Below are 25,697 nucleotides of genomic sequence, written 5' to 3' on the forward strand. Positions count from 1 at the left end.
GAATTCGTCACGAGGTTCGTGATGAATTGGGCTTTTTGGCCTGGATGGCGGATCAATGGCCTGCAGCATTCAGGTGGTGGTGTGGCTGGCCGTGCGCACCGAGTGGTATGTGCTGCTGGCCTTGCAGGCCACCGATGTGGTGGCGTCGCTGGTGGTGTCTTTGCAGGCCAATGGCCAAGATGTGTATGTGAATCGGTGAGGCGATTGTCGCGACACTGTGGCAACAATTGAAGAAGCAATCAAGGGGATGGAGATTGCGAACAGCGGCTTAACTGTTGTTTAGATTAAGACTTGACGACAGGTGTGAAGTCTGACCATTGTTCAATTCTGAAGGCACGAATATCACGCACAGACTTCGGGAACCAAGGACGGGCACGCAAAGATTGAATTGCAAGAAACAGATTAGCCATGTCTTCGGTGTCGTTGACATACAAACTGCCTTGCACCCTTCGGAACCCGTGCTCTGCGAGAATGGCGCCGATTTCTGTGTAAGCCTGAGTAACCCCCTTGGGGTGATGAGTTTCGGTGTCAGCAACCACCAGATCGAAAACTACTGCGTACATCAGTGCGCCTCGGGATCATCGGACAGGTGTGTCAGACGGTATTCGGCCTTTTCGCCTGTTTCCACCATGGTGACTTCAATCATCCAGTCGCCATCATCCAAAGGATGTAGCGCTTGGCCAACCTCATACTTGGGCCCGAAAGGCCCGAAGCTCTTGATCTTGCCAACCGGAATGGATGGTGGCGCGGCAGCTACTTGCATAACAGTTCTCCCTCAAATAAACCCAATTGAATGATAGTCTAACCATGATCAACACCCCCACCCCCTGGCCACTCTGATCCAAGCCGTGGCCTTTGCCGCCGACAAGCACCGCAACCAAAGGCGCAAAGACGCCGAGGCTTCGCCCTACATCAACCACCCGATTGCGCTGGCCAATGTGTTGGCCAACGAGGGCGGCGTGCAGGATGTGACAGTGCTGTGCGCCGCCGTGCTGCACGACACCATCGAGGACACCGAGACCACGGCTGACGAGCTGCGGGCTTTGTTTGGAGATCAGGTGGCGTCTGTGGTGCTGGAGGTGACCGACGACAAGTTGCTCGACAAGGCGTTACGCAAGCAGCTGCAGATCGAGCACGCGCCACACATCTCGCTCCAGGCCAAGTTGGTCAAGCTGGCCGACAAGATCAGCAATCTGCGCGACATCCTGGCCTCGCCACCCGCCGACTGGTCGCCCGAGCGCAAACAGGCCTACTTTGACTGGGCCGCCGCAGTTGTCGCAGGTTTGCGCGGCGTGCACCCGGGGCTGGAGGCGGTGTTTGATGGCTTGTATGCGCGGAGGTTGGGCTTGGGGTGAAGCGACGGATTCGTCACGAGGTTCGTGACGAATACATATCGGTCCCTACCCCATCAACCTTGATCACTGCACAGGAAAAATCTCAAAAATACCCATTAAGTATCCATAAAATCACGGGCAAACACCAAGGAAAGCCAATGTTAGACCCCGACGACATGAACGAACTGAAAGCCCTGGTCGCGCAACTGGCCGACATCCAAGCCCAAGTCAAGGCCCAAGGCGGCTTTGTGGCAGACCGCGATCTGCACCAATGCCCCGCCTGTGGCCTGATGGAGGATGTGCTCTATGGCGGCAAGTTGGTGACTTATTGGCGTCAATCGGCCCAGCCCGTGGACACGGGTTTGCGTTTCAAAGAAGTCGGGGCCGATCAACTGGCTTGCCCGTGTTGTGGGTGTGTGTCGTATGCCGAGGGTGTTTGATGCACAAGCCCGGTGCTCTCTACAGTTTGTGTCGATGGCGTCGACACCATTTGATTGAAAGCCGCTGCATGACCAACAAACCCCTCACACCTGCCTTGCCTGTCTCGGTGGTGATTCGCGCCGATGAGGATGTGGTCATCCCGATTGATGTGGCCGAGCATGCCTTTGAGGGCGTTTGGCGGCCAGAGGCTGGGCAGTACGTGACGGGCTCGCTTGGGTTGCAGGCGTATGCCTTGGGCTTGGAGAAGTCGCCCACATGAGCCGTGCTGTCCCTGGTGTCTTTGATGCCCCCCATGACCGCCATTTTTTGATAACTCTTCCATTGGAAACCCCATGAAATCCATCCCTCTTTTGATCATCCCTTTTGCGATCTACAACTTTTTCGTGTTTGCGGGCATTGACTTTATTGACGTGAAGTTTTTTGACTTGTCCAGCACCGCTGCTTTGACGGGCGGCGGTGTGCTGCTGTTGGTGGGCGTGTTGCTGCTGTGCATCGACATCATCAAAACCGCTTTGTTCGCACGCGGCTCGGTGACCGAACAATTGCTGTCCATCGTGTTGCTGCTGGCGTGCAGCATTCAGGTGGTCATTTGGCCCGAGGTGCGGACCCAGTGGTATGTGCTGCTGCTGGCCTTGCAAGCCGCCGATGTGGTGGCCTCGCTGGTGGTGTCTTTGCAGGCCAATGGCAAAGATGTGTATGTGAGTCGGTGAGGCGGTTCGGTTCAATGCGATGGGTGGTGGTCTGCGGGGCTGATCGCAACGAGGGCGTCGCTCCTGCAAATACCCCGTAACGGATGGTTTTTTGCCTTTGTAGGAGCCCCGCCCTCGGGGCGATGGGTGGTGGTCTGCGAGGCTCATCGCGACGAGGGCGTTGCTCCACAACGACCCACCTTTGATGATGGCTTGGTGGCTCAGTTCAAAGCGTACGACCGGCGTGTGGTGCTGGAGGCTTTGCACAACTGCATTGCGCACCAAGACTACAGCCGCTGTGGCCGCATTGTGGTGACTGAAACCCCTGCCACCTTGGTGTTTGAGAACGAGGGGCAGTTTTTTGAAGGCCATCCCGATGATTACATTGCGGGCAACAAAACACCCCGCCGTTACCGCAACCCGTTTTTAGCCCAGGCCATGGCCGAGCTGAACATGATCGACACCATGGGCTACGGCATTCACTGGATGCACCGGGAGCAAGCCCGCCGCTATTTCCCCATGCCCGACTACGACCTGAGCGAAGCAGGGGTGGTGCGCATGACGGTGTATGGCAGCGTGGTGGATTTGTCGTACAGCCGTCTTTTGATCCAAAAGACGGATTTGCCTTTGGCCGATGTGTTGGCCTTGGATCGGGTGCAGAAAAAGCTGCCCATTCCCACGGAAGCGGCCGACCGCCTGCGCAAATCCGGCTTGATTGAGGGGCGCAAGCCCAATTTTCATGTGGCCGCGCACATTGCCAAGGCCACGGGCAGCGTGGCAGCCTACCTGCGCACTCGTGGGCAAGACGACGCTTTCTACCTCAAACAGATCACCGACTACTTGGCGGTGAACGGCGAAGCCAGTCGTGCCGACATCAACCAATTGCTGCTGAACAAACTCAGCGACGCTCTTAGCGATGGGCAGAAGTACACCAAGGTGAGCAATTTGCTGGGCAAGTTGCGCCGCCGGGGGGCAATTGTGAATGTGGGGTCGGACGCTGCACCACGCTGGCAATTGATCCAGATGAATTAGAGATTTGCAGAGAAAAATGAGAGATTTGCCGAGAGATTTTCAATTATTCCCAATGAAATCAATAACTTATTTCGTTCGGCATACATCTCAAAACCATGTAACTGAAGAGAGGTTGCAGAGAAAAAAAGTAACACTTGTGGAGCCTGAAACCGTTTTGAGGCTCCACAAAACAGTTTGTGGCGTTTACAGACTCCACAAACGCTGGCAAAAAGTAATCGCTCAATGAAGATCAAGTTCAAAACCCAGGCCTCCCAATAGGCCCCCGTGAAGGCGGTTGTGGATTGCTTTGCGGCTCCGGCTTCATCTGTGCGCGAAGATCAGAAAATTTCTGAGCCATGGGTCTTGCCTTCCTTTCGAAGTTGCTCCAAGTGTTCGTCATCAAGACGTTTTAGATTCTGAGGAAAAGGCCTGGTTCATGCGGCTTTGAGAACCATGTCGATGTGCATGGACGAGTAAGGACAGACCACCCCGCCAGACTCAGTGCGCTCCAGCAGCCCCAAATCAGCCAGCGCCACCACGTCTCCTGCACGCGCTTGACGTCGCGGTCCACCAAGCAGGCCAATTTCGACTGGGCCGCCGCCGTGGTTGCTGGTCAGCGCGGCGTGCATCCGGGGTTGGAGGCGGTGTTTGATGGCTTGTATGCGCGGAGGTTGACTGTGTAAGCGAAGAGTCAAATCGGGTCCTTTAACCCTGCTGCGCAAGGCCATAGGTTTTGACGTAATTTGTTGGCTTGGGGCTTGCTTTCTCAACAATAGTATTCTTCGGGCTTGCCAAAACCTACCCGCCCAAAATGAGCCAAGACATTCACGCCAAGTTGCAAACCAGTCGCAAAGAGTTGCTTGACATTGGTTTGCGCAACAACCTGATCAGTTTCAAGAAGAACGCCAAAAATTTAGCCATTGTTCAGCGGTTGGGCACCGAGGTTTTTGAGGCGTTGTATGTGGCCGAAAAAGCCTTGGGTTTTGTGGGCATGGCCAAGACGGCGCAAGCCAAAATCGCCGATGCGGGCGACTCCCTCGAAGAGGGTCAGGCGCAAGACCAAGAGTTGCTGGAAGAGCTGAGTCTGGCCGAGGACCCGGTAGCTGCACCCGATGTGGCCACTGAGGGTGCGGGCAGCACGCGTCGTGCGCCCGCGCAGATGTTGCAAACCGCGCTGGAGTCTGAGCGCCTGTTTTTGCAGCTGCTCAAGATGCAGGCTGAGGCCAAGACTTTTGTGGAGGAGCAAGGCGTCAACATCTTGTTTCTGGCGGTAGGTTTTTTGCATTGGTACGAAAGCGAAAGCGCCTCCGAGGCACGGCGTGCGCCCTTGGTGCTGGTGCCGGTCAGGCTGGAGCGGGCGTCTGCACAAGACCGTTACAGGGCCGCTTACACCGGGGACGACTTGGTGTTCAATTTGTCGCTGGCCGCCAAGATGCGCAGCGATTTCGGGATTCAACTGCCCGAGGTAGACCCCGAGGCCGAGATGGATGTGGCGGCATTGCAGCGCTACATGGCGGATGTGCAAAGTGCCTTGGGCCCCCAGCCGCGCTGGTCTGTGCAGCCCGACGACATGGTGTTGGGGTTTTTCTCATTCGGCAAGTTCTTGATGTTCAAGGATTTGGACCCGCAAAGCTGGCCCGCTGACAGTGCGCCCGCCAGTCACCCGCTGATCGGGCGCTTGATGGGGCAGGGCTTTGGCGATGCACAAGCGGCGTTTGACGAGGATGTACGCATTGACACGGTGATTGCGCCGGGCGAGGTGCATTTCGTCAAGGATGCAGACAGCAGCCAGACGCAGGCGATTTTGGAGGTGCGGGCGGGCTCCAACCTAGTGATTCAGGGGCCGCCGGGCACGGGCAAGTCGCAGACCATCACCAACTTGATCGCCGAGCTGACCAGCCAGGGCAAGTCGGTTTTGTTTGTGTCAGAAAAAATGGCGGCGTTGGAGGTGGTCAAGCGTCGCTTGGACGAGTGCCATTTGGGCGATGCGGTTTTGGAGCTGCACAGCCAACGCGCCACCAAGACGTCGGTGCTGGCTGAGCTGCGGCGCTCGTTGGAGCAGGGCAAGCCCTTGAACGACAGTGGCCAGCGTGACATCGAGAGCCTGCGCGTGGTGCAGGAGCAGCTCAACCGGTATTGCGATGCGGTCAGCGCCAATGTGGGCGCGAGTGGCTTGCCTTTTTTGGTGGTGCTGGGGCATTACCTGCGCTGCAAGCGTGAGTGGCCGATGTTGTCACCTTTGGCGTTTGCACCCATGGCGGCGTGGACGCAAGACCATTTCCATACACAGCGTGAAAAGTTGCAGGCGCTGGCGCTGCAGGTCAAGGCCATGGGCCGGCCGGATGGCAATCCTTTTTGGGGATCGGAGCGCACTTACCTCACGCCCATTGAAGAAAATGAAGCCGCCGTGGCCTTGGCGCAGGCGCTTTCGCATGTTCAAGCGCTGCAGGCCCATGCGACGGCTTTGTCGCAGCGCCTGATGCTGGGCCAACCGGCCACGCTCCAGGACATGGCCGTGGTGTGCCGTGCAGCTCGCCGGGCGCAAGAGGCGCCGAAGCTGACAGGGGTGCATTTGTCGACGCAAGACTGGCAGTTGCGCCGCGATGCTTTGCGCGCCCTGTTGGCGGCTGGGCAGGCGATGAGCCAATTGCATTCGGCGTTTGCGCCGCGCTTGATCGATCTGGCCTGGGAAAAGGATTTGTTGTCTGTGCGGCAGGCCTTGCTCAGCCACGGCAGCAAATGGTGGCGCTTTTTGTCGAGCGAGTTCAGGGCGGCCAAAGGGCAGCTTCAAGCGTTGGCCAAAACAGAGTTGCCCAAGGCCGTGCCCGAGATGTTGGCCATGGTGGATGCGGTGCTGGCGTACCAGCAGCATCAAAAGGTGTTCGACCAGCACCAGGGTTTGGGCCAGGCTTTGCTGGGTGCGCAGTGGCAGGGGGTGCAGTCCGATTGGCCGGTGCTGCAGCGCATCACCGAATGGGTGATGGTGTTGCACGACGATTTGGGGCGAGGCACTTTGCCAGCGGGCATTGTGGACTTTTTGGCGGGTCATGCCGATGCGGCGGGTTTGGGGGCGATGGCCGAGGAGGTGCAAGCGGGCACAGCGCAGTTGCAGGGGGTGTTGGGCCAGGTGCGCGTCACCTTGGGGCTGGCGTCTGAAGGGGTGGCCGCAGGGGTGGGTGCAGATTTGCAGACCACGCCTTTGCCGGACTTGGCGGCGCAATTGCAGAAGTGGCAAGCCTCGCTGGCCGATCTGTACCAGGTGGCCCGATTCAATGCTTTGGCAGGGCAGGTGCGCGAGGCCACGCTGGGCGCATTTGCAGATTGGGCGGTCCGCTGCGAGCAGGCGGAGCAGATCACGGCCTTGTTGGATCTGACTTGGTATTCGGGCTTGATTCAGGGGGTGTATGCGAGCGAGCCTTTACTGCAGCGCTTTGACCGCATTCAGCACGAACACCAAATTGAGCGTTTCAGGGCCTTGGACTTGGCGTCCATGCAGCATGCGCAAACGCAGTTGGCTGCACAGGTTTGGGCCCGAAAGCCAAGCTTGGGGCAGCCCGGAGAGATGGCCGTTTTGCGCACCGAGCTCAACAAAAAGCGCAAACATTTGCCCATTCGGCAGTTGATGGCGCAAGCGGGCCGGGCCATTCAGCAGATCAAACCCGTGTTCATGATGAGCCCGATGTCGATTGCCAATTTTTTGCCGCCGGGCAAGATGTCATTTGATGTGGTGATCTTTGACGAAGCCTCGCAGGTCAAGGCGGTGGACGCGTTCGGGGCCATCATGCGGGGCAAGCAGTTGGTGGTGGTGGGGGACGACCGTCAAATGCCGCCGACTGATTTTTTTGGGCGCGAGATGGATCTGGACGACGAAGAGAGCAGCACCGCCGACATTGAGAGCATTTTGAGTCTGTGCAAGGTGGCCGGTTGCCCAGAGCGTTACTTGCGCTGGCATTACCGCAGCCGACACGAGTCTTTGATCGCGGTGTCCAATGCCGAGTTTTACGAGAGCAAGCTGGTGATTTTCCCGAGTGCGGGCACCAACGCATTGGCCAGTGGCATTCACCTGACGCATTTGCCTGAAACGGTGTACGACCGGGGCCGCACCCGCACCAACAAGGAAGAGGCCAAGGCCGTGGCGCAAGCCGTGATGGCGCATGCACTGAGCCAGCCACACATGACGCTGGGCGTGGCCGCTTTCAGCGTGGCGCAGCGCGACTTGATCAGTGTCGAGGTGGAGTTGCTGCGTCGCAAAACACCCGAGGCCGAGGCCTTTTTCTCTCGCCATCCGAACGAGCCGTTCTTTGTCAAAAACCTGGAGAACATCCAAGGCGATGAGCGCGATTCGATTTTTATCAGCGTGGGCTACGGGCGCAACGAGTCGGGCCGGGTGGCCAAAGAGTTTGGGCCGCTGAACAAGGACGGCGGGCACCGCCGTCTGAATGTGTTGATCACCCGGGCCAAGATGGTGATGCGGGTCTTCAGCAACTTCAAGGCCGATGAACTGGAGCTGGATGCAACGGCCAAGCACGGTGTGCGTGCCCTGAAAAACTTTTTGAAATTTGCGGAAACGCGTGAGCTGGAAGTGGCTCAGGAAACAGGGCGGGGTGTGGATTCGCCCTTCGAGTCCGAGGTGCTGTCCGCCCTGCGTTCCTTGGGCTACAACGTCGAGCCGCAGGTCGGGACAGCGGGTTATTTCATTGACATGGCGGTCCGTCATCCGGATTTGCCGGGCCGTTATCTGTTGGCCATTGAGTGCGATGGTGCGGCCTATCACAGCTCCCATTCCGCCCGCGACCGTGACCGTTTGCGCCAGGCTGTGCTCGAAGGTTTGGGTTGGACGTTCCACCGTATCTGGAGCACAGACTGGTTCCGCAACCGTCAGCAAGAAATTGAGCGGGTTGTGGCCGCGATTGAGGCGGCCCAATTGGCGGCCGACCAAGAACAGCCCCTGCAAACCAGCATGCCCGCCGCGGTGCCGCATGTGATTGCACGGGACAGCACGGAAGCGCCCGCCGCTTCGAGTTTTGCCGTGCCGTATCTGAAGGCTCAGCTGCCATCTGTGCTGGATGTGCAGATGCACCAGGTGGGCGCTGCAGCGCTGGGCCAAATGATGGCCAAGGTGGTGAGCGTTGAGGGGCCTGTGCACTTGGCCGAGGTCACGCGCCGCTTGATGGAGGCGTTTGGCATTGTGCGGGCCGGGGCTCGAATCGCTTCGTCGGTGCAGGATGCCGTCAACGAAGGTCAGCGCCGTCAGTGGGTGGAATTGCGGGGCGAATTTTTGTATGAGCCGGGCAAGTTTGATTTTGTGGTGCGCGACCGCTCTGCTTGGCCCAGCGCCGAGCGCAAAATCGAATGGGTGGCCCCTGAGGAGATAGACGCCGCTTTGCTCGAGTCTTTGCGCTTGGGTTTTTCACTCAGCAGGCAAGACGCTGCAGGTGCCGCCATCGAGATGCTGGGTTTTGGACGCTCCACGCAAAGAATAGCCGCCGCAGTGGACGAACGTTTGGACCACTTGATCACGACGCAACGGGCCACCTTGAAAGCGGGCATGGTGTTTTTGGTGTAGCACGCGCCATGGGCACCCCTTTGCAGCCTCGAAAGCAGGTCAAATCTGCGACCTGATTGCAGCCTCCAAATTCACGTTTGATGGTGGGTTCGGTGGCTTTTTTCTGTCGCACATTTGGGAATACTGCCTCGTCAATTTGGGAATTTGGGTGCCCCTTAAAGGTGATGGTCTTTGCAAAGTGCAGATAAGCGTTTTTACAAACGGAGGCCTTTGCTGACCACTGAATCAACAATTTGCGTGACATCTTGACCGTGTCAGACACCGACGGATCCCCCGAGCACAAGTAGGCCGACTTTGACTGGGCAGCCACCGTGGTGGCTGACCTGTGCGGCGTGCACTTGGGGCTGGGGGCGGTGTTTGATGGGCTGTCAGTGCGGAAGTTGGGTTGGGTTGATGCGGCGAATTCGCCAAGAGGGGGGTGGCGAATGGGCTTGGATCGGCGTTCAAACCTTGCCCAAGCACTGTGTTCAAATTTGTCTCGCAGGCTGCGGGGAAAATTCAATGGACACCAGAAGGTGACCCTAAGAATTTTTGGATTGATCCGGCCCATTGAAGTCTTGAACGGTATTCGAGGCATTGATTTTTTTGTGGGGTCTGCCCCTTTGGTTGATGGGCTTGGAACACGCCCTTGGCGTTGACCGAGAAATGCACGGCTGAAAAATTTTGAAAAATCGGACAGACATGAACCCATCGCCTCGGGGGCGTGGCCCCACAAAATCCGGGTTCTGGTATTGGGCGGGGTCTTACAAAATGCGGGGTCTACCCAAGTAGGAGCGACGCCCTCGTCGCGATAACCTTCGCAGACCACCATCCATCGCCCCGAGGGCGGGGCTCCTACAACATGCAGGGCATTTCCCTTGTAGGAGCGACGCCCTCGTCGCGATAACCTTCGCAGACCACCACCCATCGCCCCGGGGGCGGGGCTCCTACAAAATGCGTGTTCTTCCCTTGTAGGAGCGACGCCCTGGTCGCGAAAAGCCTCGCAGACCACCATCCATCGCCCCGGGGGCGGGGCTCCTACAACATGCAGGGCATTTACCCTTGTAGGAGCGACGCCCTCGTCGCGAAAAGCCTCGCAGACCACTACCCATCGCCCGGAGGGCGGGGCACTTACATCAAGCTTTGCTGGCAGGCAAGCGGATGGGGTGTCCGGTTTCGAGCAAGTCGAGCATTTGTTGCATCACCTGTGGGCCTGGGGCCGAGTAGGGGTCGAAGTCTGGGTGTTGCAGTCTGACCATGGGGTCGTCGACCGACAGGTGCACAAGTGCCATGGACCATTCGCCAAAGCGCCGTTCGTTGATCTCTTCGTAGTGGCGCAGTTCCACGTCTTGGTGTCGTGTGTCGGCACAGATGCGGCGGTACAGGGCGTTGACACGGCCGCGTTCGCCTTCGAGCACTTGAAAGAAAAAACCTTGTCCTTGGCACAGCACACCCGTGATGCCCATGTCCGGGTTGTTTTGGTGGGCTTGTTGCAAGATGGTGGTGGTCATCGTGGTGGTTTGAGGCCCCGCTGCCCGGCTGACGTACAGAAGTCGCACATTGATGCGGTGGCTGCGAACTCTCATGGGTTCTTTCTCATCAGTTTTGTTTCATGGCGTTGCGGTCCAGGCGCTCGTTTTCGCGTCGCTCAAACAAGTCCAGCATCCAGGCCACGCGCTGGGGCATGGCGCGGTTTGGAAAATACGCTTTGTTGCCGGTTTGTTGGGTCGCATCGCGGCAACCCTGCACCAGGCCCACAATGGCGGCCAGTGGCTCGGGGCTGTGCTCGCTCACACGGATCCAGTGCACCTGAGTCCAGGCGCTGGCCAACAGCATGAGTTTGCGTGTGGTGCTGACCACGGTGCGCTTGTTCACCGAGTCCAGGCCTTCGCGGCGCAGCTGGTGGCCAATTTCGGCATAGATCATGCTGGCCGCACAAATGGCGGCGCGGCAGTCGGGCGGCAGGGCGGCGATGCCCGAGTGGGCCTGCTTGTAGAGGCGGTCCGCCTCGTCCAGCAAACGCGCCACCACAACGGCGATGGCGGGTGTGAACGTAGGCTGGGCCATCCAGGCCTCGGGCTGAACACCGGCCTCGATCAGCCAGCGACGCGGCAGGTACAGGCGGCCAATGCTGGCGTCGTGCCCCACGTCGCGGGCAATGTTGGTGAGCTGCATGGCCACCCCCAACTCGCAGGCGCGGGCCAGGGTGTCCATGCTTTGCGGGCCCATGATCCAGCTCATCATCGCGCCCACGCTGCCCGCTACACGGGCGCCATAGGCGTGCAGGTCTTCAATGCTGTCATAGGTGCGGCCACCGGCATCCCAGGCAAAGCCTTCAATGAGGGCGTCCAGCAAATGGCGTGGCAGTTTGTATTGCTGCACCACCAAGCTCAGGGCGTGGTCTTCGACGTGGTCGCTGGGGGTGCCGGCATAAATCGCGTCCAGCCGTGTCTGCAACACATCGAGCGGGGTATCGCCTGCTGCCGCTTCGTCCACCAAATCGTCGGCCACACGGCAAAACGCATACAAGGCGATGGCCGCGATGCGGACGCGAGGCGGCAACAAACGGCTGGCGGCAAAAAAGGTTTTGGAGCCGCCTTGCATCATGGCCACGCAGGCTTGCAGGTCGTTCGAGTCGAAGTTCAGCTCCGAGTTGGCCACGGGGGCATCGCGTTCATACCTTGACATGGGGGACCACCGTTTCTAAAGCTTTGGCTGACATGAGCACACCGGGAACGCCCGCGCCCGGGTGCGTGCTGGCACCCACCACAAACAGGCCGGGCACATCCTCGCTGCGGTTGTGGGGGCGGAACCAGGCGCTTTGCAGCAACAGCGGCTCCAGGCCAAAGCCTGCGCCTTTGTAGGACCACAAGTTGTCCTGAAAATCCTGCGGTGTGCTGACCTTGCTGGTCACGATGCAGTCGCGCAGACCGGGCAACACGCTGGCTTCCAGGCTCTCGGCAATGGCGGCGCGGTAGGTTTCGGCAAAGGCGGGCCAGTCGGTGCCGCTGTCCAGATGCGGCACGGGCGAGAGCACATAAAAGGTGTCGCAGCCTTCCGGTGCCAACGAAGGGTCGGTGGCGGTGGGGCGGTGCAGATACAGGCTAAAGTCCTCGGCCAATTTGTGCTTGTTGAAGATGTCTTGCAGCAGGCCTTTGTAGCGCGGGCCCAGCACCATCATGTGGTGCGGCACGTCTTTGTATTGGCGCGAGGTGCCGAAGTACCAGACAAACAAACCCATGGAGTATTTGCCGTTGGCGATCTTGCGGTCGGTCCACACGCGGCGGTGCTCAGGCGCGACCAGGTTTTTGTAGGTCCAGGCGGTGTCGCCGTTGCTCACCACGATATCGGCGGGCACGAACTCACCGTTTTGCAATTCGACGCCGCAGGCGCGGCCGTTTTCAATACGGATTTGTGTGACGGGTGCGTTGCAACGCAGCGGCACGCCGCGTTCTTGCAGCAGGCCGACCAGACCTTTCACAATCGCCCCGGTGCCGCCCATGGCCGAGTGCACGCCCCAAGTGCGTTCCAACGAGTTGATGAGGGCGTAGGCGCAGGTCACGGCAAAGGGGTTGCCACCGATCAACAGCGGGTGAAAGCTCATCACGATGCGCAGCTTGTCATTGCGCATGTGTTTGGCCACCAGGCTGTACAGGCTGCGCCAAGCGCCCATGCGCAAGAAGTCGGGGATGGCGGCCATCAGGTCGCTGACCTTGTCAAAGGCCATGTCGCCCATGCCTTCAAAACCCAGGGTTTTGCAGCGCTCGGCTTCTTCCAAAAAGCGCTCGTACCCCGCCAAGTCTGAGGGCTCAAAGCGCGCCACTTCGGCCCGCATGTGCTCGGGGTCGCCGTTGTAGTCGAACCAAGTTCCGTCTGAAAAACGCACGCGGTAAAACGGGTCCATGGCGACCAGCTTCACGTCGTCCGCAAAGCTTTTGCCGCACAGCGCCCACAGCTCTTCGAGCAAAAAGGGCGCGGTGATGATGGTGGGGCCCGCATCAAAGGTGAAGCCGTCCTGGTGGTGCACATAAGCGCGGCCACCGGGGGCGTCGAGTTTTTCAAAGACTTTGACCTCATAGCCTTTGACGCTCAGGCGGATCGCTGCGGCCAGCCCGCCAAAGCCGCTGCCAATGACCACCGCCACCGGACGCTGGCGCAGCTTGGACGGGTTGCCCAGCTCTGGGCCTTGCGGCGAGACGGGGATGCCGAAACCTTCGGTGCGGTAAGCATGGGTGGTGGTGTTCATGGTGGCCTTCAAGGGGGTGTGGTCAAAGCCGGTTTGCGGGTCTGGCCCATGGCCCAACCCCACAGCCGCTCCAGTGGCCAAGGAAAAATCATGATGACGTGTTCAACGATCGCGAGGCCCAGCAAAGTGGCCAGCATGACCCAGCCGGTGGTGATGGCCACGGCGCCCTGCTGGGCGAGCCAGACCAGCCAGAACCAGGTGCCCATGGCCACGCCCATCGACAGCACAAACCACAGCGACATGCCGCTGGTGGTTCGGAAATAACTGGCGAGGTACTTGAGGTGATCAGGCAGGTATTGCGCGCCGTTTTGTGGCACGCCAAAAAACAAATTCATTTTGGCCGACAGGCGCATGCACCACAGCAGCGCAAAGGTGCAAATGGCCACATGGCTGGGCTGACGCTCTTGCATCCACCAGAGCACGGCAAAGTTGGCCAGCAAGCCCAGCTCGTGGTAGAGCATGACCTGCACCGATTGCACAAAACGAGGCCAACCCGTGGTGCCGGGATCTAATGGGATTTTGCGTGGGCCGGTGATCCAGCCGGTCAAAAAAGCCAGCTCGTGCCAGCCCCACATCACAATCACGCTGCCAAAGGCGAGGTAAGCGTTGAACACGCTGACCTCTTTCATGCTGTGGGCCACGCCCCAAAAACTCAAAGCCAACAGCACCGTCCAGCCCGCCAGGCTGAAACGGAAGCTGCGTGCAGGCAAGCGGTCAAGCCACAAGATCACGCCCGTGCCGAGCCACCAGCTCAGGGCCGTGAACACGCAGGCCCAAACGACTTCAGTCACCATGCCGGTTCCATGCGGACCTGAGGCGACAGGTCTTGTTGAATCACGGGCATGAAGTACAGGCGGGCAAAGGTGGCGGCGGCTTTGACGGCGCACACGCCTTGCTGCAGTTTGCCGACGACTCCGCCCCGGGCCTTGGCTTTGGCCATGGCTTGTGACAGGGCAAACAGGCGCTCCAGGCCCCGGCGGAAGTCAGGGTTGTCGGTGTCCAAGGCCAGAGGGAAGACCTGCTTGGTGATCTCGGTGGTGATGCGGAACACCTGGTAGTCGTATTCACTCGAATCCAGGCCCATGGCTTCGTGCAGCATGGGGCGGGTGTGGTCGCGCACGTACATGGTGGCGTACACGGCCAGCAAGAAAAAGCGAATCCAGAGCTTGTTGCCGCCGCTAAGCAACTTGGGGTTGGCCCGCATGATCAGCGCAAACGATTCGCCATGGCGGAACTCGTCGTTGCACCACAGCTCGAACCAGCGAAAGATGGGGTGAAAGCGTTTTTCGGGGTGCTTTTCGAGCTGGCGGAAGATGGTGATGTAGCGTGCGTAGCCGATTTTTTCGGACAGGTAGGTGGCGTAGTAAATGTATTTGGGCTTGAAGAAGGTGTACTTCTTGGTGCGCTTCAAGTTGCCCAGGTCGATGCCCAGATTGAAGTCGCGCAGCGACAGGTTGATGAAGCCTGCATGGCGCGATTCGTCACGGGCCAAGTAGGTCATCAGCTGCTTGATGTCGGGGTTGGTGACGTTCTTGCGGATCTCGTTGTAGAGCACACATCCGGAAAACTCCGATGTGAGGGAGCTGACCAAAAAGTCCATGAACTCCTGGCGCATCTCGGGCGAGAGGCTGGCCATGCCCGCGGCCACTTCGCCTGCAAACGCCTCGTCGCGTTGAAAGTGGTCGTGGTTGTTGTCGCCCTCGTATTCGGCCATCATCTTGTCCCACTCGGCACGCACCGGCTCGATGTTGATGCGGTCCATCACAGCAAAGTCGGTGGTGTAAAAACGCGGGCTGATCATGTCGTCGTGCACGGCCTTTTTGTTGGCGTCTGCTGCGGTTTCGATGGTGTGGACAGCGGTGGCGGTCATGGTGTTCTCCGGTGTGGGTTCAATCAGGTTCAGCGGGGCGTGTTGGCCGACGAGGTTTTGATGGGCGTGGGGTTTTGCCCTGCCAGTCTGAGACTGGCGAACACCGCAGCGTTGCTGGGGCCAAAGGACTCCAAGTCAATGCGCTGGCCGGTGCTGGGGTCTTGCAGGGTCATGCGGCCATCGGTGCGGCCGATCAACAAAAAGGGGGCGTCGCCACTGAGGCTTTCGCGGTGGCGTTCACGGGCCAGTGCCCGCAAGGTGCTGCGCAAAAAGCCTTGCTCACCACTGAAACGTGCCACTTGCTGGCCGGTTCGGTGGTCCAGCACGGCGATGTCGCCACCGGCCACGTCGCGAAACTGCAGGTCGCGCTGCCACTGCACCGCAGCGTCAGGGGTGCGTGGGTCCAAGCCTGACCAGCGGGCCAGGCCCACGGCCACCAGCATGGCCAGCAGCATCACGCCGATCCAGGCCATGGGCCGGTTCAGGCCCTGGGTCTGTGGGGCTTGGTGGTTGCGCTGCCAGTCGTGTTGGGGCAGGGTGCTCATGCCAGCATGCCGTGGTTGGGTGTGTGGGGCTGATTGACCGAGGCCGTTGCAGGCGAATCGCCCAAGTGCAGGCTTTGACCCGCACGTTCGGCACGCCACAGGTTCAGCAGTTGCTCGCCGACTTGTTGGCTGTCAGGCACGCAGCGCAACGTGGGTTGGGGCTGTGTCACATGCCAAGCGCGTTGGTGCGGCCACAGGTGAACCCAGCCGATGCGGTCTTCGGGGTGCAAAGCCAGCGCGATGTCGCCCGTGCCCGCGCCTTGGGTCTTGAGTGATGCCCCCGCGATGCGTTTGAAGGGCAGGTTGAAGGTCAGCGTGAGCACGATGCCAATGCGCATGACCACACGCTTGTTGGTGAGGGTGTAGAGCGTGCTGCGTGCCGACATCCAGGCCGTGCCCAAGAGCAGGGCCAAGGCCAGGGCGTAGAGGCTCGCGGCCACGACCAGAGGTTTCCAATCCACCCGTCCCTCGGGTGCCGTCAGGTTGATGGCCTGCACCGCGAGCATGAGCGCGAAGTACAGCGCGATCTTGCGCACATGGAAGGCATGGATGGCCAAGCGTTTCCAATCGGGTGCGCCCTGCCAGACCACGCGCTCGCCCGGGGGCAGGGCGCTGGGCAGGCCGGGGGCGGCTTCCCACTCGTGTTCGTGGGTGGCTTTCATATGATGGGTTCCTGACGCTCAGGGGTGGCGTACAAGGTGCCCGCGCCGTAATAGGCGGTGATTTTTTCTTCTTCGAGCAAGGTGATCTGCTCGTTCGATTTGGTTTGCGGCACGTTCACAAACTGGTGGCCCAAAATCGCCTGCACATGGGTGCCGTCTTTCTTGATGCGTGCAAAGGTCATGGGCAGCAGCACGCGTTTGTCGGAGCCTGCCAGCTGCACTTCGGCGTAACGGAACATCATCTCCATGCGGTCGACCCACAGGTCCACCACGGTGCCGGCCACAACCTTGTCCGCGCCCCAGACGGGCAAACCACGCGGGTCCACGTCTTTTTTGGCCACAGAGTGGTCAGCCGCCACGCGCAGGGGCACGATTTTGGGGTGACCGTGCGGGTCTGCGTCGGGGATGTCGGCACGCATGGCCCAAGCACCGGGGCCAACGCCCGCCAACAGCGGGTCGCCCACGGGCTCCAGCGGCGCGCCATTCCAGCCGTGTATGGGCTGAGCGCTGTACTCACCATCTGGGCGTGCCAAATCGGGCGACAAATAGGTGTGACCGTCTTGTGTCTTGAAGGTCTTGGGCTCGGGCACGGGTGGCCAGCCTTCGATCTTGGGGCCGTTGTCGCGGCCCGAATCCATGGGGTAACCCTCGCGGTGGTTCTCACGCAAGAGGTAATAAATCAGCCCCGCAAAGAATGCCCAGAACATGTACAAAACGATTTGGGCCACATCGATGTACTGTGTGATTGCGCCTGTTTCCATGGCTGTCTCCTTCAAAAAATCGGTGCATCAGCCCGGCAGTTGCGCCAGGCCAAAGGGTTGGGGGGTGCCGGTTTGGTGGGGCTCTGCCCGTGCGGCCAAGCGGCTCGCACGCAGCATGGGCCCCAGGGCCACTAGCACAACAAACAACAAATACATTTCCAGGTGATAGACGAAGCTGTAAGCGGTGATGGGCGTGACCAACACCTCGCCCAAAGCCCCTGACATGGCCAGCACCGACACGCCGTCGCGCAAAGCCCCGCCCAGCGCCATGGCCGCGCCCGCGCTGGTGGCTTGCACCGCGCCCCAGGTGCCGATGACCAGACCGCCCAAGTGGCCAAGGGGGCTGCCGTCTGCCGCCATGCCCATGGCCGTGACCAGCATGCCCACCGAAAACAAACCGCCGCTGAAACCGATCAGGCCCACGCCGATGCGGAACATCCAAGCCGCTTCGAGAGGCCCTGAAAAAATCACCATCGCAAACGCGGGCAAGCCCAGCAGCACACCCAGGCTGGCCAGGCGGCAGGCGTGCATGCCGCCGGACAACCAGCGGGCTGACACGAGGAAGGCCAGCAAAGCACCACCGGCACTCAAAGCCGTGAGGGCGCTGGTGGCGCCCACGTCGAGCTTCAAAATCTCGGCCGCATACGGCTCCAGCACGATGTCTTGCATGTTGAAGGCGAAGGTGCCCAAGCCCAAGGTCCACAAGAAGCGGCGCATCTGCGGCTGGGCCATGAGGTCACGCCAGCTGCTCGCAAAGCCACCGGCTTCGCGGCGGCCACGCTTGGCACTTCGGGCCTCTTGTTTCCACAGTGAGGCGAGATTCATCACCGCCACCATGACAGCGCAGCCTTGCACCAGCTGAATGAGTTTTTGCGGGCTGAAGTCGCTGAGCACCAGGCCGAACACCGCGCTGCTGGCGATCATGCCCACCAGCAGCATGCTGTAGAGCAAGGCCACCACGCGGGGGCGCTTGTCGTCGCTGGCCAAATCGTGCGCCAGCGCCATGCCAGCGGTTTGTGTGACCTGGATGCCCGCGCCCACCAAAACAAAAGCCAGGCATGCGCCCAACTGGCCGACCCACAGATTGGCGGCTTCGGGTTCGGACAGCAGCAACAAGGCAAACGGCATGATGGACAGGCCGCCAAACAGCAGCAAGGTGCCGGTCCACAAATACGGAATGCGGCGCAGACCCAACGCTGAGGGGTGCGTGTCGCTGCGGTAACCGATCAGGGTGCGCAGCGGCGCAAACACCATGGGAATAGCGACTGCCAGTGCCACCCACCAAGCGGGCACTTGCAGTTCCACAATCATGACCCGGTTGAGTGTGCCCACCAGCAGTGCCGTCACCATGCCGATCACCACCTGGAACAGCGACAGGCGCAGCAAGCGCGCCATCGGCAGCTCAGGCGAAGCCGCATCGGCAAACGGCATGAAGCGCGTGCCGTAAGCCGTGAACCAGCGGGGCATGGGGACGCGCAGTTTCATGAGCGGGTCCACTCCCAGGCTTGAGAGGTGTAAAAGCCGCTGGCCACGCGCTGCATGCGTGCGCCTTGCCAGCCCTGCAAATCCATGTGGTTTTGCATGCGTTGCAGCAAGTCGGCATGCGCCACGGGCGACAACGACGGCGAGCGGTCGCTGCGCGGAAACAGGCGGCCCGCGCTGTGCATCAGGGCCAAGAGCGGTGTGCGCGGCGCAAACGTGAAGGCCATGGAGCCACGCGTGCGCTGGGCCAAACCGGCCAGCGCTTCGGCGATTTGGTCGCTGTCGTAGTGGATCAGCGAGTCCATGCAGACCACATGGTCAAAGTGACCCAAGTCGGGGCTGAGCATGTCGCCTGACATGAATTCCACCGAGCCGGGCAGGGTGGGGTGTTCTGCGGCCATGCGCTCGGCGGCGAGCTTGACCAGGGTGGGTGACAAATCAATCGCCACCACTTCGGCCCCGCGCAGTGCCGCTTGCAGGGCCAGTGCACCGGTGCCACAACCGGCGTCCAGCACGCGCAGGCCGCGCAGGTCTTGTGGCAACCAAGACAGCAGGGTTTCGCGCATGGTGTCGCGCCCGGCGCGCACGGTGGCGCGGATGCGGCCCACCGGCTCGTTCGAGGTCAGTCGGGCCCAGGCATCGGCCGCGGTGCGGTCAAAGTAGTGCTCGATCTGGCTGCGGCGTTGTTCGTAGGCGGTGGTGCTGTTCATGACGTTCTTTCGGTGCGTGTTTTGGTGTGCGGTTCAGTCAAAACCCAGCAGGTCAAAAATGTCGCGGTCTTTCATGGGGATGGACGGCAGCGGGTCGGCCCCCAGCCACAGCGCGGCGGCCAGGCGCATGTACTCGTCTTGCACGGCTTTGACGGCGGGTGTGGGCTCCAGCTCAAACAAGGTGCACTTTTGCAAACGGCTCTTGCGGATCTCGTCGAGCATGGGGAAGTGCGCCATGGTTTTGAGACCGGTGACCGCGTTGTACTTGTCGATTTGGTCGGTCGCATCGCTGCGGTTGGCGATCACACCGCCCAAACGGACGTTGTAGTTCTTGGCTTTGGCCCCGATGGCTTGGACGATGCGGTTCATCGCGAAGATGGAGTCAAAGTCGTTGGCGGTCACGATCAAGGCGCGGTCGGCGTGTTGCAGCGGTGCGGCAAAACCGCCACACACCACATCGCCCAGCACGTCAAAAATCACCACGTCGGTGTCTTCGAGCAGGTGATGTTCTTTCAGCAGTTTCACGGTCTGGCCGACCACATAACCGCCGCAGCCGGTGCCCGCAGGCGGGCCACCGGCTTCCACGCACATCACGCCGTTGTAGCCTTTGAAGACGAAGTCATCGAGGCGCAGCTCTTCGGCGTGGAAGTCCACCGTTTCGAGCGCGTCGATCACGGTGGGCATGAGTTTTTTGGTCAGGGTGAAGGTGGAATCGTGCTTGGGGTCGCAGCCGATTTGCAGCACGCGCTTGCCCAGCTTGCTGAAGGCCACCGACAGGTTGGAAGACGTGGTGCTCTTGCCAATGCCGCCCTTGCCGTAGACCGCAAACACCTTGGCGGTGCCGATCTTGACGGTGGGGTCCATCTGGAACTGCACGCTGCCTTCGCCGTCTGCGCCGCGTACCCTCTGGATGCTGTTCACGGGGATGCTGGTGGTTTCGATCATGCTGGGAGTCCTTCTTGTATGCCTTCAAGGCGGTCTTCAAGTTCTTCACCGGCACGCAGCAGGGCTGTCATGGTCTCGGCGTCGGGTTGCCAGTACTGGCGGCGGGTGGCCTCCAGCAGGCGGTTGGCCACTTTGGCCGATGCGGTGGGGTTGAGCTGGGCCATGCGCTCGCGCATGGCGGGGTCCAGCACAAAGGTCTGGGCCAGCTGTTGGTAGACCCAAGGCTGCACTTGCCCTGTGGTGGCCGACCAGCCCATGGTGTTGGTCAGGTGCGCTTCGATCTGGCGCACACCTTCGTAGCCGTGCTGCAACATGCTTTCGTGCCACTTGGGGTTGAGCATGCGGCTGCGGGTTTCCAGGGCCACTTGCTCGGTCAGGCTGCGCACCACGCCTTCGCCTTGGGTTTGGTCGCCGATGAACACAGGCGGGGCTTCGGCGGCGTTGCCGTCGCGCTGGTGCTTGGCCTGCAGCACGGCGCGGCTGATGCCACCCAGAGTGTCGAAGTAGGTGTCGATGCTGGTCACGCCCAGCTCGACCGAATCCAGGTTTTGGTAGGTCAGCGAGACACTGGCCAGCGCGCTTTGCAGCACCGAGGTGTTGCGCACCGGGCGGCCTTCGCGTCCGTAGGCAAAACCTTTGCGCTGGGTGAAGGCGTCGCCCAGCTCGTTTTCGTTTTCCCAGCAGCTGCTGTCGATCAGTTGGTTCACGTTGGCGCCGTAAGCGCCTTCGGTGTTGCCAAACACGCGCAGCGCGGCGCATTCCATGTTGCTGCCTTCGTGCTCGGCCAGGTAGGCCAGGGCATGCTGGCGCACAAAGTTTTGATCAAGTGGTTCATCGGCGCTGGCGGCCAAAAACGCGGCTTCGGCCAGCAAGCGGATTTGCATGGGCAGCAGGTCGCGGAAGATGCCGGACAAGGTGATGACCACGTCGATGCGCGGGCGACCCAACTCGGCCAAAGGAATCAGCTGCGCGCCAGCCAAGCGGCCGTAGCTGTCAAAGCGGGGGGCGGCGCCCATCAAGGCCAGGGCTTGCGCCATGGGGCTGCCTTCGGTCTTGAGGTTGTCCGTGCCCCACAGCACCATGGCCACGGTCTCGGGCAGGGCTTGGTGGTCTTGCTGGTAACGGGCCAGCAGTTTGTCGGCTTGGCGCATGCCATCGCGCACCGCAAAGGCCGAGGGCATGCGGAAGGGGTCGAGGCCGTGCAGGTTGCGCCCGGTGGGCAAGACGTTGGCGTTGCGGATCAGGTCGCCGCCGGGGGCGGGTTGCAAGTAGCGGCCGTCGAGTGCGCGCATCAGGCCTTGCATTTCGTGGTCTTCGCCCAGCAGGCGGTTGCTGCGCACCAGCTGGCGCAGGGTCTCGGCTTGGGCTTTGTCGCCAGCGGGCAGCTCGGTGCTGAACTGCTTGTTCAATTGCACTTCGCTCGCACCGTCGACCAAGGCTTCCATCAAGCTGGCATTTTGAGCGCCGGTCAGGCCCATGGCGTCGGCCATGACTTTGAGGGTGCCCAAGCGCTGCTCGCGGGTGGGGGCCTGGCCCATGACGTGCAGCCCTTCGGGGATCAGGGCGTATTCGAGTTCCAGCAGCTGGTTTTGCAGTTGCTCGATCCAGGCGGTGGGGTCTGCCGCCTGATTTGCTGGAACGGCCAAGTCGATGCTCTGCGCTTGTTCGCGGATCAGTGTGGTCAGGCTGTCGCGGTCTTGCGCTTGGTCAGGGCCCATTTGTTGCCAACGCTCGATGGACTGCTGCAGGCTCACCAGTTCTTTGTACAGGCCCGAGTGCGTGAGCGAGGGGGTAAGGTAGCTCACCAGCGTGGCCGCGCCTCGGCGCTTGGCCAATGCGCCTTCCGACGGGTTGTTGGCCGCATACAGGTAGACGTTGGGCAGTGCGCCGATCAGGCGGTCGGGCCAGCACTGGGCCGACAGACCGGTTTGTTTGCCGGGCATGAATTCGAGCGCGCCGTGCGTGCCAAAGTGCAGCACCGCGTCGGCGGCGTAGTCGTCGCGCATGTAGCGGTAAAAGGCGCTGAAGGCGTGGGTGGGGGCGCAGCCGGTTTCAAACAGCAGGCGCATCGGGTCGCCTTCGTAGCCAAAGCCCGGTTGCACCGTGACCACCACCTGGCCAAAGTCTGCACCCAGCACAAAGATGGACTGGCCGTTGGTCAGGTGTTTGCCGGGGGCAGGGCCCCACTGCGCTTCGATCTCGTTCAACCAGCGCTCGTGTTTGACGTGGTGGCCGGTGTCGATGGTGTGCAGCACATTGGCCTGCGTGCCGTACTGGCTGGCGTTGCCGTGCAGCAGGCGGTTGCGCAAATCGTCCACGCTGTCTGGCAAGGTGACTTGGTAGCCTTCGAGTGACAAGCGCTGCAAGGTGTTGAACAGCGACTGGAAGACGGAGAGGTAAGCGGCCGTGCCCACGCTGCCCGCGTTGGGTGGGAAGTTGAACAGCACGATGGCCAGCTTGCGGTCGGCACGCGGCTTGTCGCGCAGCCGCACCAAGCGTTCGACGCGGGCCGTCAGCATCTCGGTGCGCTCGCTGCAGGTGAACATGTCTTGGCTGCGCGGGCCGCTGGGGAAGGTGCAGCGCTTGTCGCAGCCGTGGCAGGTTTCACCAGCAGGGCCGGGGCGGCCGCCGTAGACCATGGGCAAGATCGAGCCGTCGAGTTCGGGGATGGCCACCATGATGGTGTTTTCCACGGGCAGCAGGCCACGGGTCGAGTCGCCCCATTGTTCGATGGATTGAAATTCGAGCGGGTGCGCGGCGATGTAGGGTACATCGAGTTCGCTCAGGGCCACTTCGGCGGCGCTGGCGTCGTTGTAGGCCGGGCCACCGACCAGCGAGAAACCGGTGAGGGACACCAAGGATTGGATCTTCGCGCCTGTGCCTTGTTTGAAGAAACGGTCCATGGCCGGGCGAGCGTCCAGCCCGCTGGCAAAGGCGGGGATGACGCGCAGGCCGCGTGCTTGCAGTGAATGAATGACCGCGTCGTAATGCGCCGTATTGCCGGCCAGCAAATACGAGCGCAACAACAACAGGCCCACGGCGGGCTGGTCTTTGCGGCCGTGGCCGGGCAGGTCGCTCAGCTGTTCGCTGATGCGGCTTTTCATCTGCGGGTGGTACAGGCCCACCTCGGGGTATTCGATCGGGTCTTCGGGCTGGGCCAAGGCGCGCAGCGGCTCGCGCGGGCCTTGGGCATAGCGGTGCACCAGGGTTTTGACCAAGTGCTCGATGTTGTGCTCAGAGCCCGCCAGCCAGTAGCGCATGGTCAAGAAAAACAGGCGCAGGTCTTGAGCGGTGCCGGGGATGAAGCGCAGCAGCTTGGGCAGGCGGCGCAGCATGGCCATTTGTTTGGCTCCGGCGCTGGACGGTGCGCCCGTGTCAGAACCGGTGTCTTTGTTCTTGGCGCTGGGGCGCAGCTTTTTGAGCAAGGCCATCAGGCCACTCGATTCACGGCCCATGACCAGCTTGCCCATGCGGGTGAGCTGCGTGACTTGCGGGGCCGACATGATGCAGACCATGGCGTCGCAGTGATCGCGGCGTGCCTGCAGGGCGTCGAGCACCGGCAGGAAATGGTCTTCCATGAAGAGCATGGTGACGATGACCAGATCGGCCTGCGACACGGCGGCCAGGCACGCGGCCAAGGCCTTGTCGCTGTCGCGCCAGGCCGAGGCGCTGTGGGTTTGCAGGTGCAGGCCGGGCAGGTCGCGCGCCAGGCGCTCGGCCGCGCTCTCGGCGGCGCTGGCCAAGTGGCTGTCCATGGTCAACAGCACCACGCTCATGCGGGGTGTGTTGGATGAGGCCTGTTTACCGGCTGAAGTGGGCTTTGGCATCGTAGAGCGTCTCCACGGTGATGGTCGCCACGCCCTGGTCTTGGGCAAATCGCTCGGTGTTGCGGCGCGCTTTGCCCCGCACAAAGAACGGGATCTTGCCCAGCTCCTTTTCGGCTTCGGGGCTCCAGGTGGCCTGGTTCGAAGCGGCTTGGGCGGGGGCGGCGACCTTTTGAACGCTGTCGGTGGTCAGGGTGTTGGTGGGTGCGGGTGCCGTTGGTGAAGCAACGGCTGTAACAGGTGTTGCGACGGGTGCACTGATCGGCGCAGCGACAACCGGAGCCACGTTCTCTGCCGCAGGCCGTGTGCTGCCCAAGTGCGAGGGCGCAGCACCGGCATGGAACTCGAAGTCTTCGCGGAACATGCCGATCAGGTGTTCTTCCAGGCCCATCATCAACGGGTGCACCCAGGTGTCGAACAGCACGTTCGCGCCTTCAAAACCCATTTGCGGCGCGTAGCGGGCGGGGAAGTCCTGCACATGCACCGGGGCCGAAATCACCGCGCAAGGAATGCCTTGGCGCTTGGCGATGTGGCGTTCCATTTGGGTGCCCAAAATCAGCTCGGGTTGCAGCGCGTTGATCTGGGTTTCGACTTCGAGGTAGTCGTCGGTGATCAGGGCTTCGACGCCGTAGCGTTTGGCGCAGTCGCGCACTTCGCGGGCAAATTCGCGGCTGTATGTGCCCAGACCCACCACCTCAAAACCCATCTCTTGGCTGGCGATGCGGGCTGCGGCCACCACATGCGTGGCGTCGCCAAAAATGTAGACGCGCTTGCCGGTCAGGTAGGTCGAGTCGACCGACTTGGCGTACCAGTGGGCGTGCGCGTTGCTGGGGTCTTGTGCGGGCTGGGGCAGGCCGGTCAGTGTGCAGACTTCGACGATGAAGTCGCGTGTGGCGTGGCTACCGAGTGGCACGGTCTTGGTGTAAGGCTGGTCAAACTGCCGCTGCAACCACTGCGCGGCAGCCAGGCCAATTTCGGGGTAAAGCACCACGTTGAAGTCGGCCTCGGCCAGCTTTTGCACGTCGGCGACGCTCGCGCTCAAAGGCGCGACCACGGCGACATCGACGCCGAGTTGGTTCAGCAGTTGGGTGATTTCTTTGACGTCGTCGCGGTGGCGAAAACCCAGGGCGCTGGGGCCGAGGATGTTGCAAGTGGGGCGTGCCTTGGCGGGTTTGTCAGCGGCAGGCTTGTGCACCAAGTGGCGGCACAGTTGGTAAAAGGTTTCGCTCGCGCCCCAGTTTTCCTTGCGCTGGTAAGAGGGCAACTCCAAGGCCACCACGGGAATGGTCAGCTTCAGGGCTTGGGCCAGGCCACCCGGGTCGTCCTGGATCAGCTCGGCGGTGCACGACGAGCCCACCAGCATGGCCGCAGGATTGAAGCGTGCCATGGCTTGGCGTGCTGCATCCTTGAACAGTTCGGCCGTGTCGCCGCCCAGATCACGCGCCTGGAAGGTGGTGTAGGTCACCGGCGGGCGGCGCGGCAGGCGCTCGATCATGGTGAACAGCAGGTCGGCGTAGGTGTCGCCTTGTGGGGCGTGCAGCACGTAATGCACATCGGTCATGGCGGTGGCCACGCGCATCGCGCCCACATGGGGCGGTCCTTCGTAAGTCCAGAGCGTCAGTTGCATGGGGT

22 protein-coding genes and 1 pseudogene are annotated in these 25,697 nt (G+C 61.2%); 8 read left to right on the forward strand and 15 right to left on the reverse strand.

The features are described from left to right. The first annotated feature begins 55 nt into the window (after window positions 1-55). Entirely contained in the window at window positions 56-199 is a 144-nt protein-coding gene (locus AMM41_RS21865; RefSeq protein WP_194944690.1) for a hypothetical protein, read from the forward strand. An 85-nt stretch (window positions 200-284) separates the two neighbouring features. On the opposite strand, the gene AMM41_RS09355 is transcribed toward AMM41_RS21865, so the two are convergent. After that, window positions 285-563, reverse strand: coding sequence for a virulence factor (locus AMM41_RS09355; RefSeq protein ID WP_089956686.1), 279 nt, complete (start codon window positions 561-563; stop codon window positions 285-287). Next, entirely contained in the window at window positions 563-763 is a 201-nt protein-coding gene (locus AMM41_RS09360) for a DUF5397 domain-containing protein (protein ID WP_089956689.1), read from the reverse strand. Before AMM41_RS09360 ends, AMM41_RS09355 begins: the two co-directional genes overlap by 1 nt. Window positions 764-827: 64 nt before the next feature. On the opposite strand from AMM41_RS09360, the gene AMM41_RS09365 reads away from it, so the two are divergent. From AMM41_RS09365 to AMM41_RS09395, 7 genes and pseudogenes are all read left to right on the forward strand, one after another. Continuing rightward, window positions 828-1,355 (forward strand): HD domain-containing protein, encoded by a 528-nt coding sequence (locus AMM41_RS09365; protein ID WP_089956692.1) that lies wholly within the window; start codon window positions 828-830, stop codon window positions 1,353-1,355. Between the two features lie 137 nt (window positions 1,356-1,492). Beyond that, complete coding sequence (locus tag AMM41_RS09370; protein WP_194944691.1) at window positions 1,493-1,774, forward strand: hypothetical protein; 282 nt, start codon at window positions 1,493-1,495, stop codon at window positions 1,772-1,774. A 68-nt stretch (window positions 1,775-1,842) separates the two neighbouring features. Then, window positions 1,843-2,034, forward strand: a complete 192-nt coding sequence (locus AMM41_RS09375; protein ID WP_089956698.1) for a hypothetical protein — start codon at window positions 1,843-1,845, stop codon at window positions 2,032-2,034. A 73-nt stretch (window positions 2,035-2,107) separates the two neighbouring features. Further along, the gene (locus tag AMM41_RS09380; RefSeq protein ID WP_089956701.1) at window positions 2,108-2,485 is read left to right on the forward strand and encodes a hypothetical protein; all 378 of its coding nucleotides are present in this window, start codon (window positions 2,108-2,110) and stop codon (window positions 2,483-2,485) included. 195 nt (window positions 2,486-2,680) lie between these two features. Continuing rightward, window positions 2,681-3,496, forward strand: coding sequence for an ATP-binding protein (locus AMM41_RS09385; protein WP_228769193.1), 816 nt, complete (start codon window positions 2,681-2,683; stop codon window positions 3,494-3,496). Between the two features lie 551 nt (window positions 3,497-4,047). Further along, window positions 4,048-4,158 (forward strand): annotated as a pseudogene (locus AMM41_RS22235) (phosphohydrolase); the annotation flags it as partial. A 128-nt stretch (window positions 4,159-4,286) separates the two neighbouring features. Next, window positions 4,287-9,041, forward strand: a complete 4,755-nt coding sequence (locus tag AMM41_RS09395; protein ID WP_089956708.1) for a DUF3320 domain-containing protein — start codon at window positions 4,287-4,289, stop codon at window positions 9,039-9,041. Between the two features lie 1,115 nt (window positions 9,042-10,156). On the opposite strand, the gene AMM41_RS09400 is transcribed toward AMM41_RS09395, so the two are convergent. Genes AMM41_RS09400 through bchB form a run of 13 tightly spaced genes read right to left on the reverse strand, consistent with a single transcriptional unit; the run spans window position 10,157 to window position 25,692 of the window. After that, the gene (locus AMM41_RS09400) at window positions 10,157-10,606 is read right to left on the reverse strand and encodes a BLUF domain-containing protein (protein WP_089956712.1); all 450 of its coding nucleotides are present in this window, start codon (window positions 10,604-10,606) and stop codon (window positions 10,157-10,159) included. Between the two features lie 13 nt (window positions 10,607-10,619). Continuing rightward, the gene (locus tag AMM41_RS09405) at window positions 10,620-11,708 is read right to left on the reverse strand and encodes a phytoene/squalene synthase family protein (protein ID WP_089956714.1); all 1,089 of its coding nucleotides are present in this window, start codon (window positions 11,706-11,708) and stop codon (window positions 10,620-10,622) included. After that, window positions 11,695-13,266 carry a phytoene desaturase gene (locus tag AMM41_RS09410; RefSeq protein ID WP_194944693.1) on the reverse strand — a complete coding sequence of 524 codons (1,572 nt, stop codon included), beginning with the start codon at window positions 13,264-13,266 and terminating at the stop codon, window positions 11,695-11,697. The genes AMM41_RS09405 and AMM41_RS09410 overlap by 14 nt, the downstream gene beginning before the upstream one ends. An 8-nt stretch (window positions 13,267-13,274) precedes the next feature. Further along, window positions 13,275-14,060, reverse strand: coding sequence for a putative photosynthetic complex assembly protein PuhE (puhE, locus tag AMM41_RS09415; protein ID WP_089956716.1), 786 nt, complete (start codon window positions 14,058-14,060; stop codon window positions 13,275-13,277). Then, a complete protein-coding gene (gene acsF, locus AMM41_RS09420; protein ID WP_089956719.1) occupies window positions 14,054-15,136 on the reverse strand; it encodes a magnesium-protoporphyrin IX monomethyl ester (oxidative) cyclase in 1,083 nt (360 codons plus the stop codon). Before acsF ends, puhE begins: the two co-directional genes overlap by 7 nt. 29 nt (window positions 15,137-15,165) lie before the next feature. Then, a complete protein-coding gene (puhC, locus tag AMM41_RS09425) occupies window positions 15,166-15,681 on the reverse strand; it encodes a photosynthetic complex assembly protein PuhC (RefSeq protein WP_089956722.1) in 516 nt (171 codons plus the stop codon). After that, on the reverse strand, window positions 15,678-16,343 hold the full coding sequence (gene puhB / locus AMM41_RS09430; protein WP_089956724.1) for a photosynthetic complex putative assembly protein PuhB: 666 nt from the start codon (window positions 16,341-16,343) through the stop codon (window positions 15,678-15,680). Before puhB ends, puhC begins: the two co-directional genes overlap by 4 nt. Further along, window positions 16,340-17,104 carry a photosynthetic reaction center subunit H gene (puhA, locus tag AMM41_RS09435; RefSeq protein WP_089956727.1) on the reverse strand — a complete coding sequence of 255 codons (765 nt, stop codon included), beginning with the start codon at window positions 17,102-17,104 and terminating at the stop codon, window positions 16,340-16,342. Before puhA ends, puhB begins: the two co-directional genes overlap by 4 nt. A gap of 27 nt (window positions 17,105-17,131) precedes the next feature. Continuing rightward, window positions 17,132-18,589, reverse strand: a complete 1,458-nt coding sequence (locus AMM41_RS09440) for a BCD family MFS transporter (RefSeq protein WP_089956730.1) — start codon at window positions 18,587-18,589, stop codon at window positions 17,132-17,134. Further along, window positions 18,586-19,296, reverse strand: a complete 711-nt coding sequence (gene bchM, locus AMM41_RS09445; RefSeq protein WP_089956734.1) for a magnesium protoporphyrin IX methyltransferase — start codon at window positions 19,294-19,296, stop codon at window positions 18,586-18,588. The genes AMM41_RS09440 and bchM overlap by 4 nt, the downstream gene beginning before the upstream one ends. 33 nt (window positions 19,297-19,329) lie before the next feature. Beyond that, complete coding sequence (bchL, locus tag AMM41_RS09450; RefSeq protein ID WP_019429120.1) at window positions 19,330-20,241, reverse strand: ferredoxin:protochlorophyllide reductase (ATP-dependent) iron-sulfur ATP-binding protein; 912 nt, start codon at window positions 20,239-20,241, stop codon at window positions 19,330-19,332. Then, on the reverse strand, window positions 20,238-24,068 hold the full coding sequence (locus AMM41_RS09455) for a magnesium chelatase subunit H (RefSeq protein WP_089956737.1): 3,831 nt from the start codon (window positions 24,066-24,068) through the stop codon (window positions 20,238-20,240). The genes bchL and AMM41_RS09455 overlap by 4 nt, the downstream gene beginning before the upstream one ends. Next, window positions 24,043-25,692 carry a ferredoxin:protochlorophyllide reductase (ATP-dependent) subunit B gene (gene bchB, locus AMM41_RS09460; protein ID WP_089956740.1) on the reverse strand — a complete coding sequence of 550 codons (1,650 nt, stop codon included), beginning with the start codon at window positions 25,690-25,692 and terminating at the stop codon, window positions 24,043-24,045. The genes AMM41_RS09455 and bchB overlap by 26 nt, the downstream gene beginning before the upstream one ends. Between the last annotated feature and the right edge of the window lie 5 nt (window positions 25,693-25,697).

The organism is Limnohabitans sp. 2KL-3, assembly GCF_001269405.1.
Taxonomy (GTDB): domain Bacteria; phylum Pseudomonadota; class Gammaproteobacteria; order Burkholderiales; family Burkholderiaceae_C; genus Limnohabitans_A.

What these genes read in the sequence shown, in the direction of transcription:
- AMM41_RS21865 (WP_194944690.1), top strand. Translation starts at nt 56, where the DNA reads ATGGCCTGCAGCATTCAGGTGGTGGTGTGGCTGGCCGTGCGCACCGAG.
- AMM41_RS09355 (WP_089956686.1), bottom strand. Translation starts at nt 563, where the DNA reads ATGTACGCAGTAGTTTTCGATCTGGTGGTTGCTGACACCGAAACTCAT.
- AMM41_RS09360 (WP_089956689.1), bottom strand. Translation starts at nt 763, where the DNA reads ATGCAAGTAGCTGCCGCGCCACCATCCATTCCGGTTGGCAAGATCAAG.
- AMM41_RS09370 (WP_194944691.1), top strand. Translation starts at nt 1,493, where the DNA reads ATGTTAGACCCCGACGACATGAACGAACTGAAAGCCCTGGTCGCGCAA.
- AMM41_RS09375 (WP_089956698.1), top strand. Translation starts at nt 1,843, where the DNA reads ATGACCAACAAACCCCTCACACCTGCCTTGCCTGTCTCGGTGGTGATT.
- AMM41_RS09380 (WP_089956701.1), top strand. Translation starts at nt 2,108, where the DNA reads ATGAAATCCATCCCTCTTTTGATCATCCCTTTTGCGATCTACAACTTT.
- AMM41_RS09395 (WP_089956708.1), top strand. Translation starts at nt 4,287, where the DNA reads ATGAGCCAAGACATTCACGCCAAGTTGCAAACCAGTCGCAAAGAGTTG.
- AMM41_RS09400 (WP_089956712.1), bottom strand. Translation starts at nt 10,606, where the DNA reads ATGAGAGTTCGCAGCCACCGCATCAATGTGCGACTTCTGTACGTCAGC.
- AMM41_RS09405 (WP_089956714.1), bottom strand. Translation starts at nt 11,708, where the DNA reads ATGTCAAGGTATGAACGCGATGCCCCCGTGGCCAACTCGGAGCTGAAC.
- AMM41_RS09410 (WP_194944693.1), bottom strand. Translation starts at nt 13,266, where the DNA reads ATGAACACCACCACCCATGCTTACCGCACCGAAGGTTTCGGCATCCCC.
- puhE (WP_089956716.1), bottom strand. Translation starts at nt 14,060, where the DNA reads ATGGTGACTGAAGTCGTTTGGGCCTGCGTGTTCACGGCCCTGAGCTGG.
- acsF (WP_089956719.1), bottom strand. Translation starts at nt 15,136, where the DNA reads ATGACCGCCACCGCTGTCCACACCATCGAAACCGCAGCAGACGCCAAC.
- puhC (WP_089956722.1), bottom strand. Translation starts at nt 15,681, where the DNA reads ATGAGCACCCTGCCCCAACACGACTGGCAGCGCAACCACCAAGCCCCA.
- puhB (WP_089956724.1), bottom strand. Translation starts at nt 16,343, where the DNA reads ATGAAAGCCACCCACGAACACGAGTGGGAAGCCGCCCCCGGCCTGCCC.
- puhA (WP_089956727.1), bottom strand. Translation starts at nt 17,104, where the DNA reads ATGGAAACAGGCGCAATCACACAGTACATCGATGTGGCCCAAATCGTT.
- AMM41_RS09440 (WP_089956730.1), bottom strand. Translation starts at nt 18,589, where the DNA reads ATGAAACTGCGCGTCCCCATGCCCCGCTGGTTCACGGCTTACGGCACG.
- bchM (WP_089956734.1), bottom strand. Translation starts at nt 19,296, where the DNA reads ATGAACAGCACCACCGCCTACGAACAACGCCGCAGCCAGATCGAGCAC.
- bchL (WP_019429120.1), bottom strand. Translation starts at nt 20,241, where the DNA reads ATGATCGAAACCACCAGCATCCCCGTGAACAGCATCCAGAGGGTACGC.
- AMM41_RS09455 (WP_089956737.1), bottom strand. Translation starts at nt 24,068, where the DNA reads ATGCCAAAGCCCACTTCAGCCGGTAAACAGGCCTCATCCAACACACCC.
- bchB (WP_089956740.1), bottom strand. Translation starts at nt 25,692, where the DNA reads ATGCAACTGACGCTCTGGACTTACGAAGGACCGCCCCATGTGGGCGCG.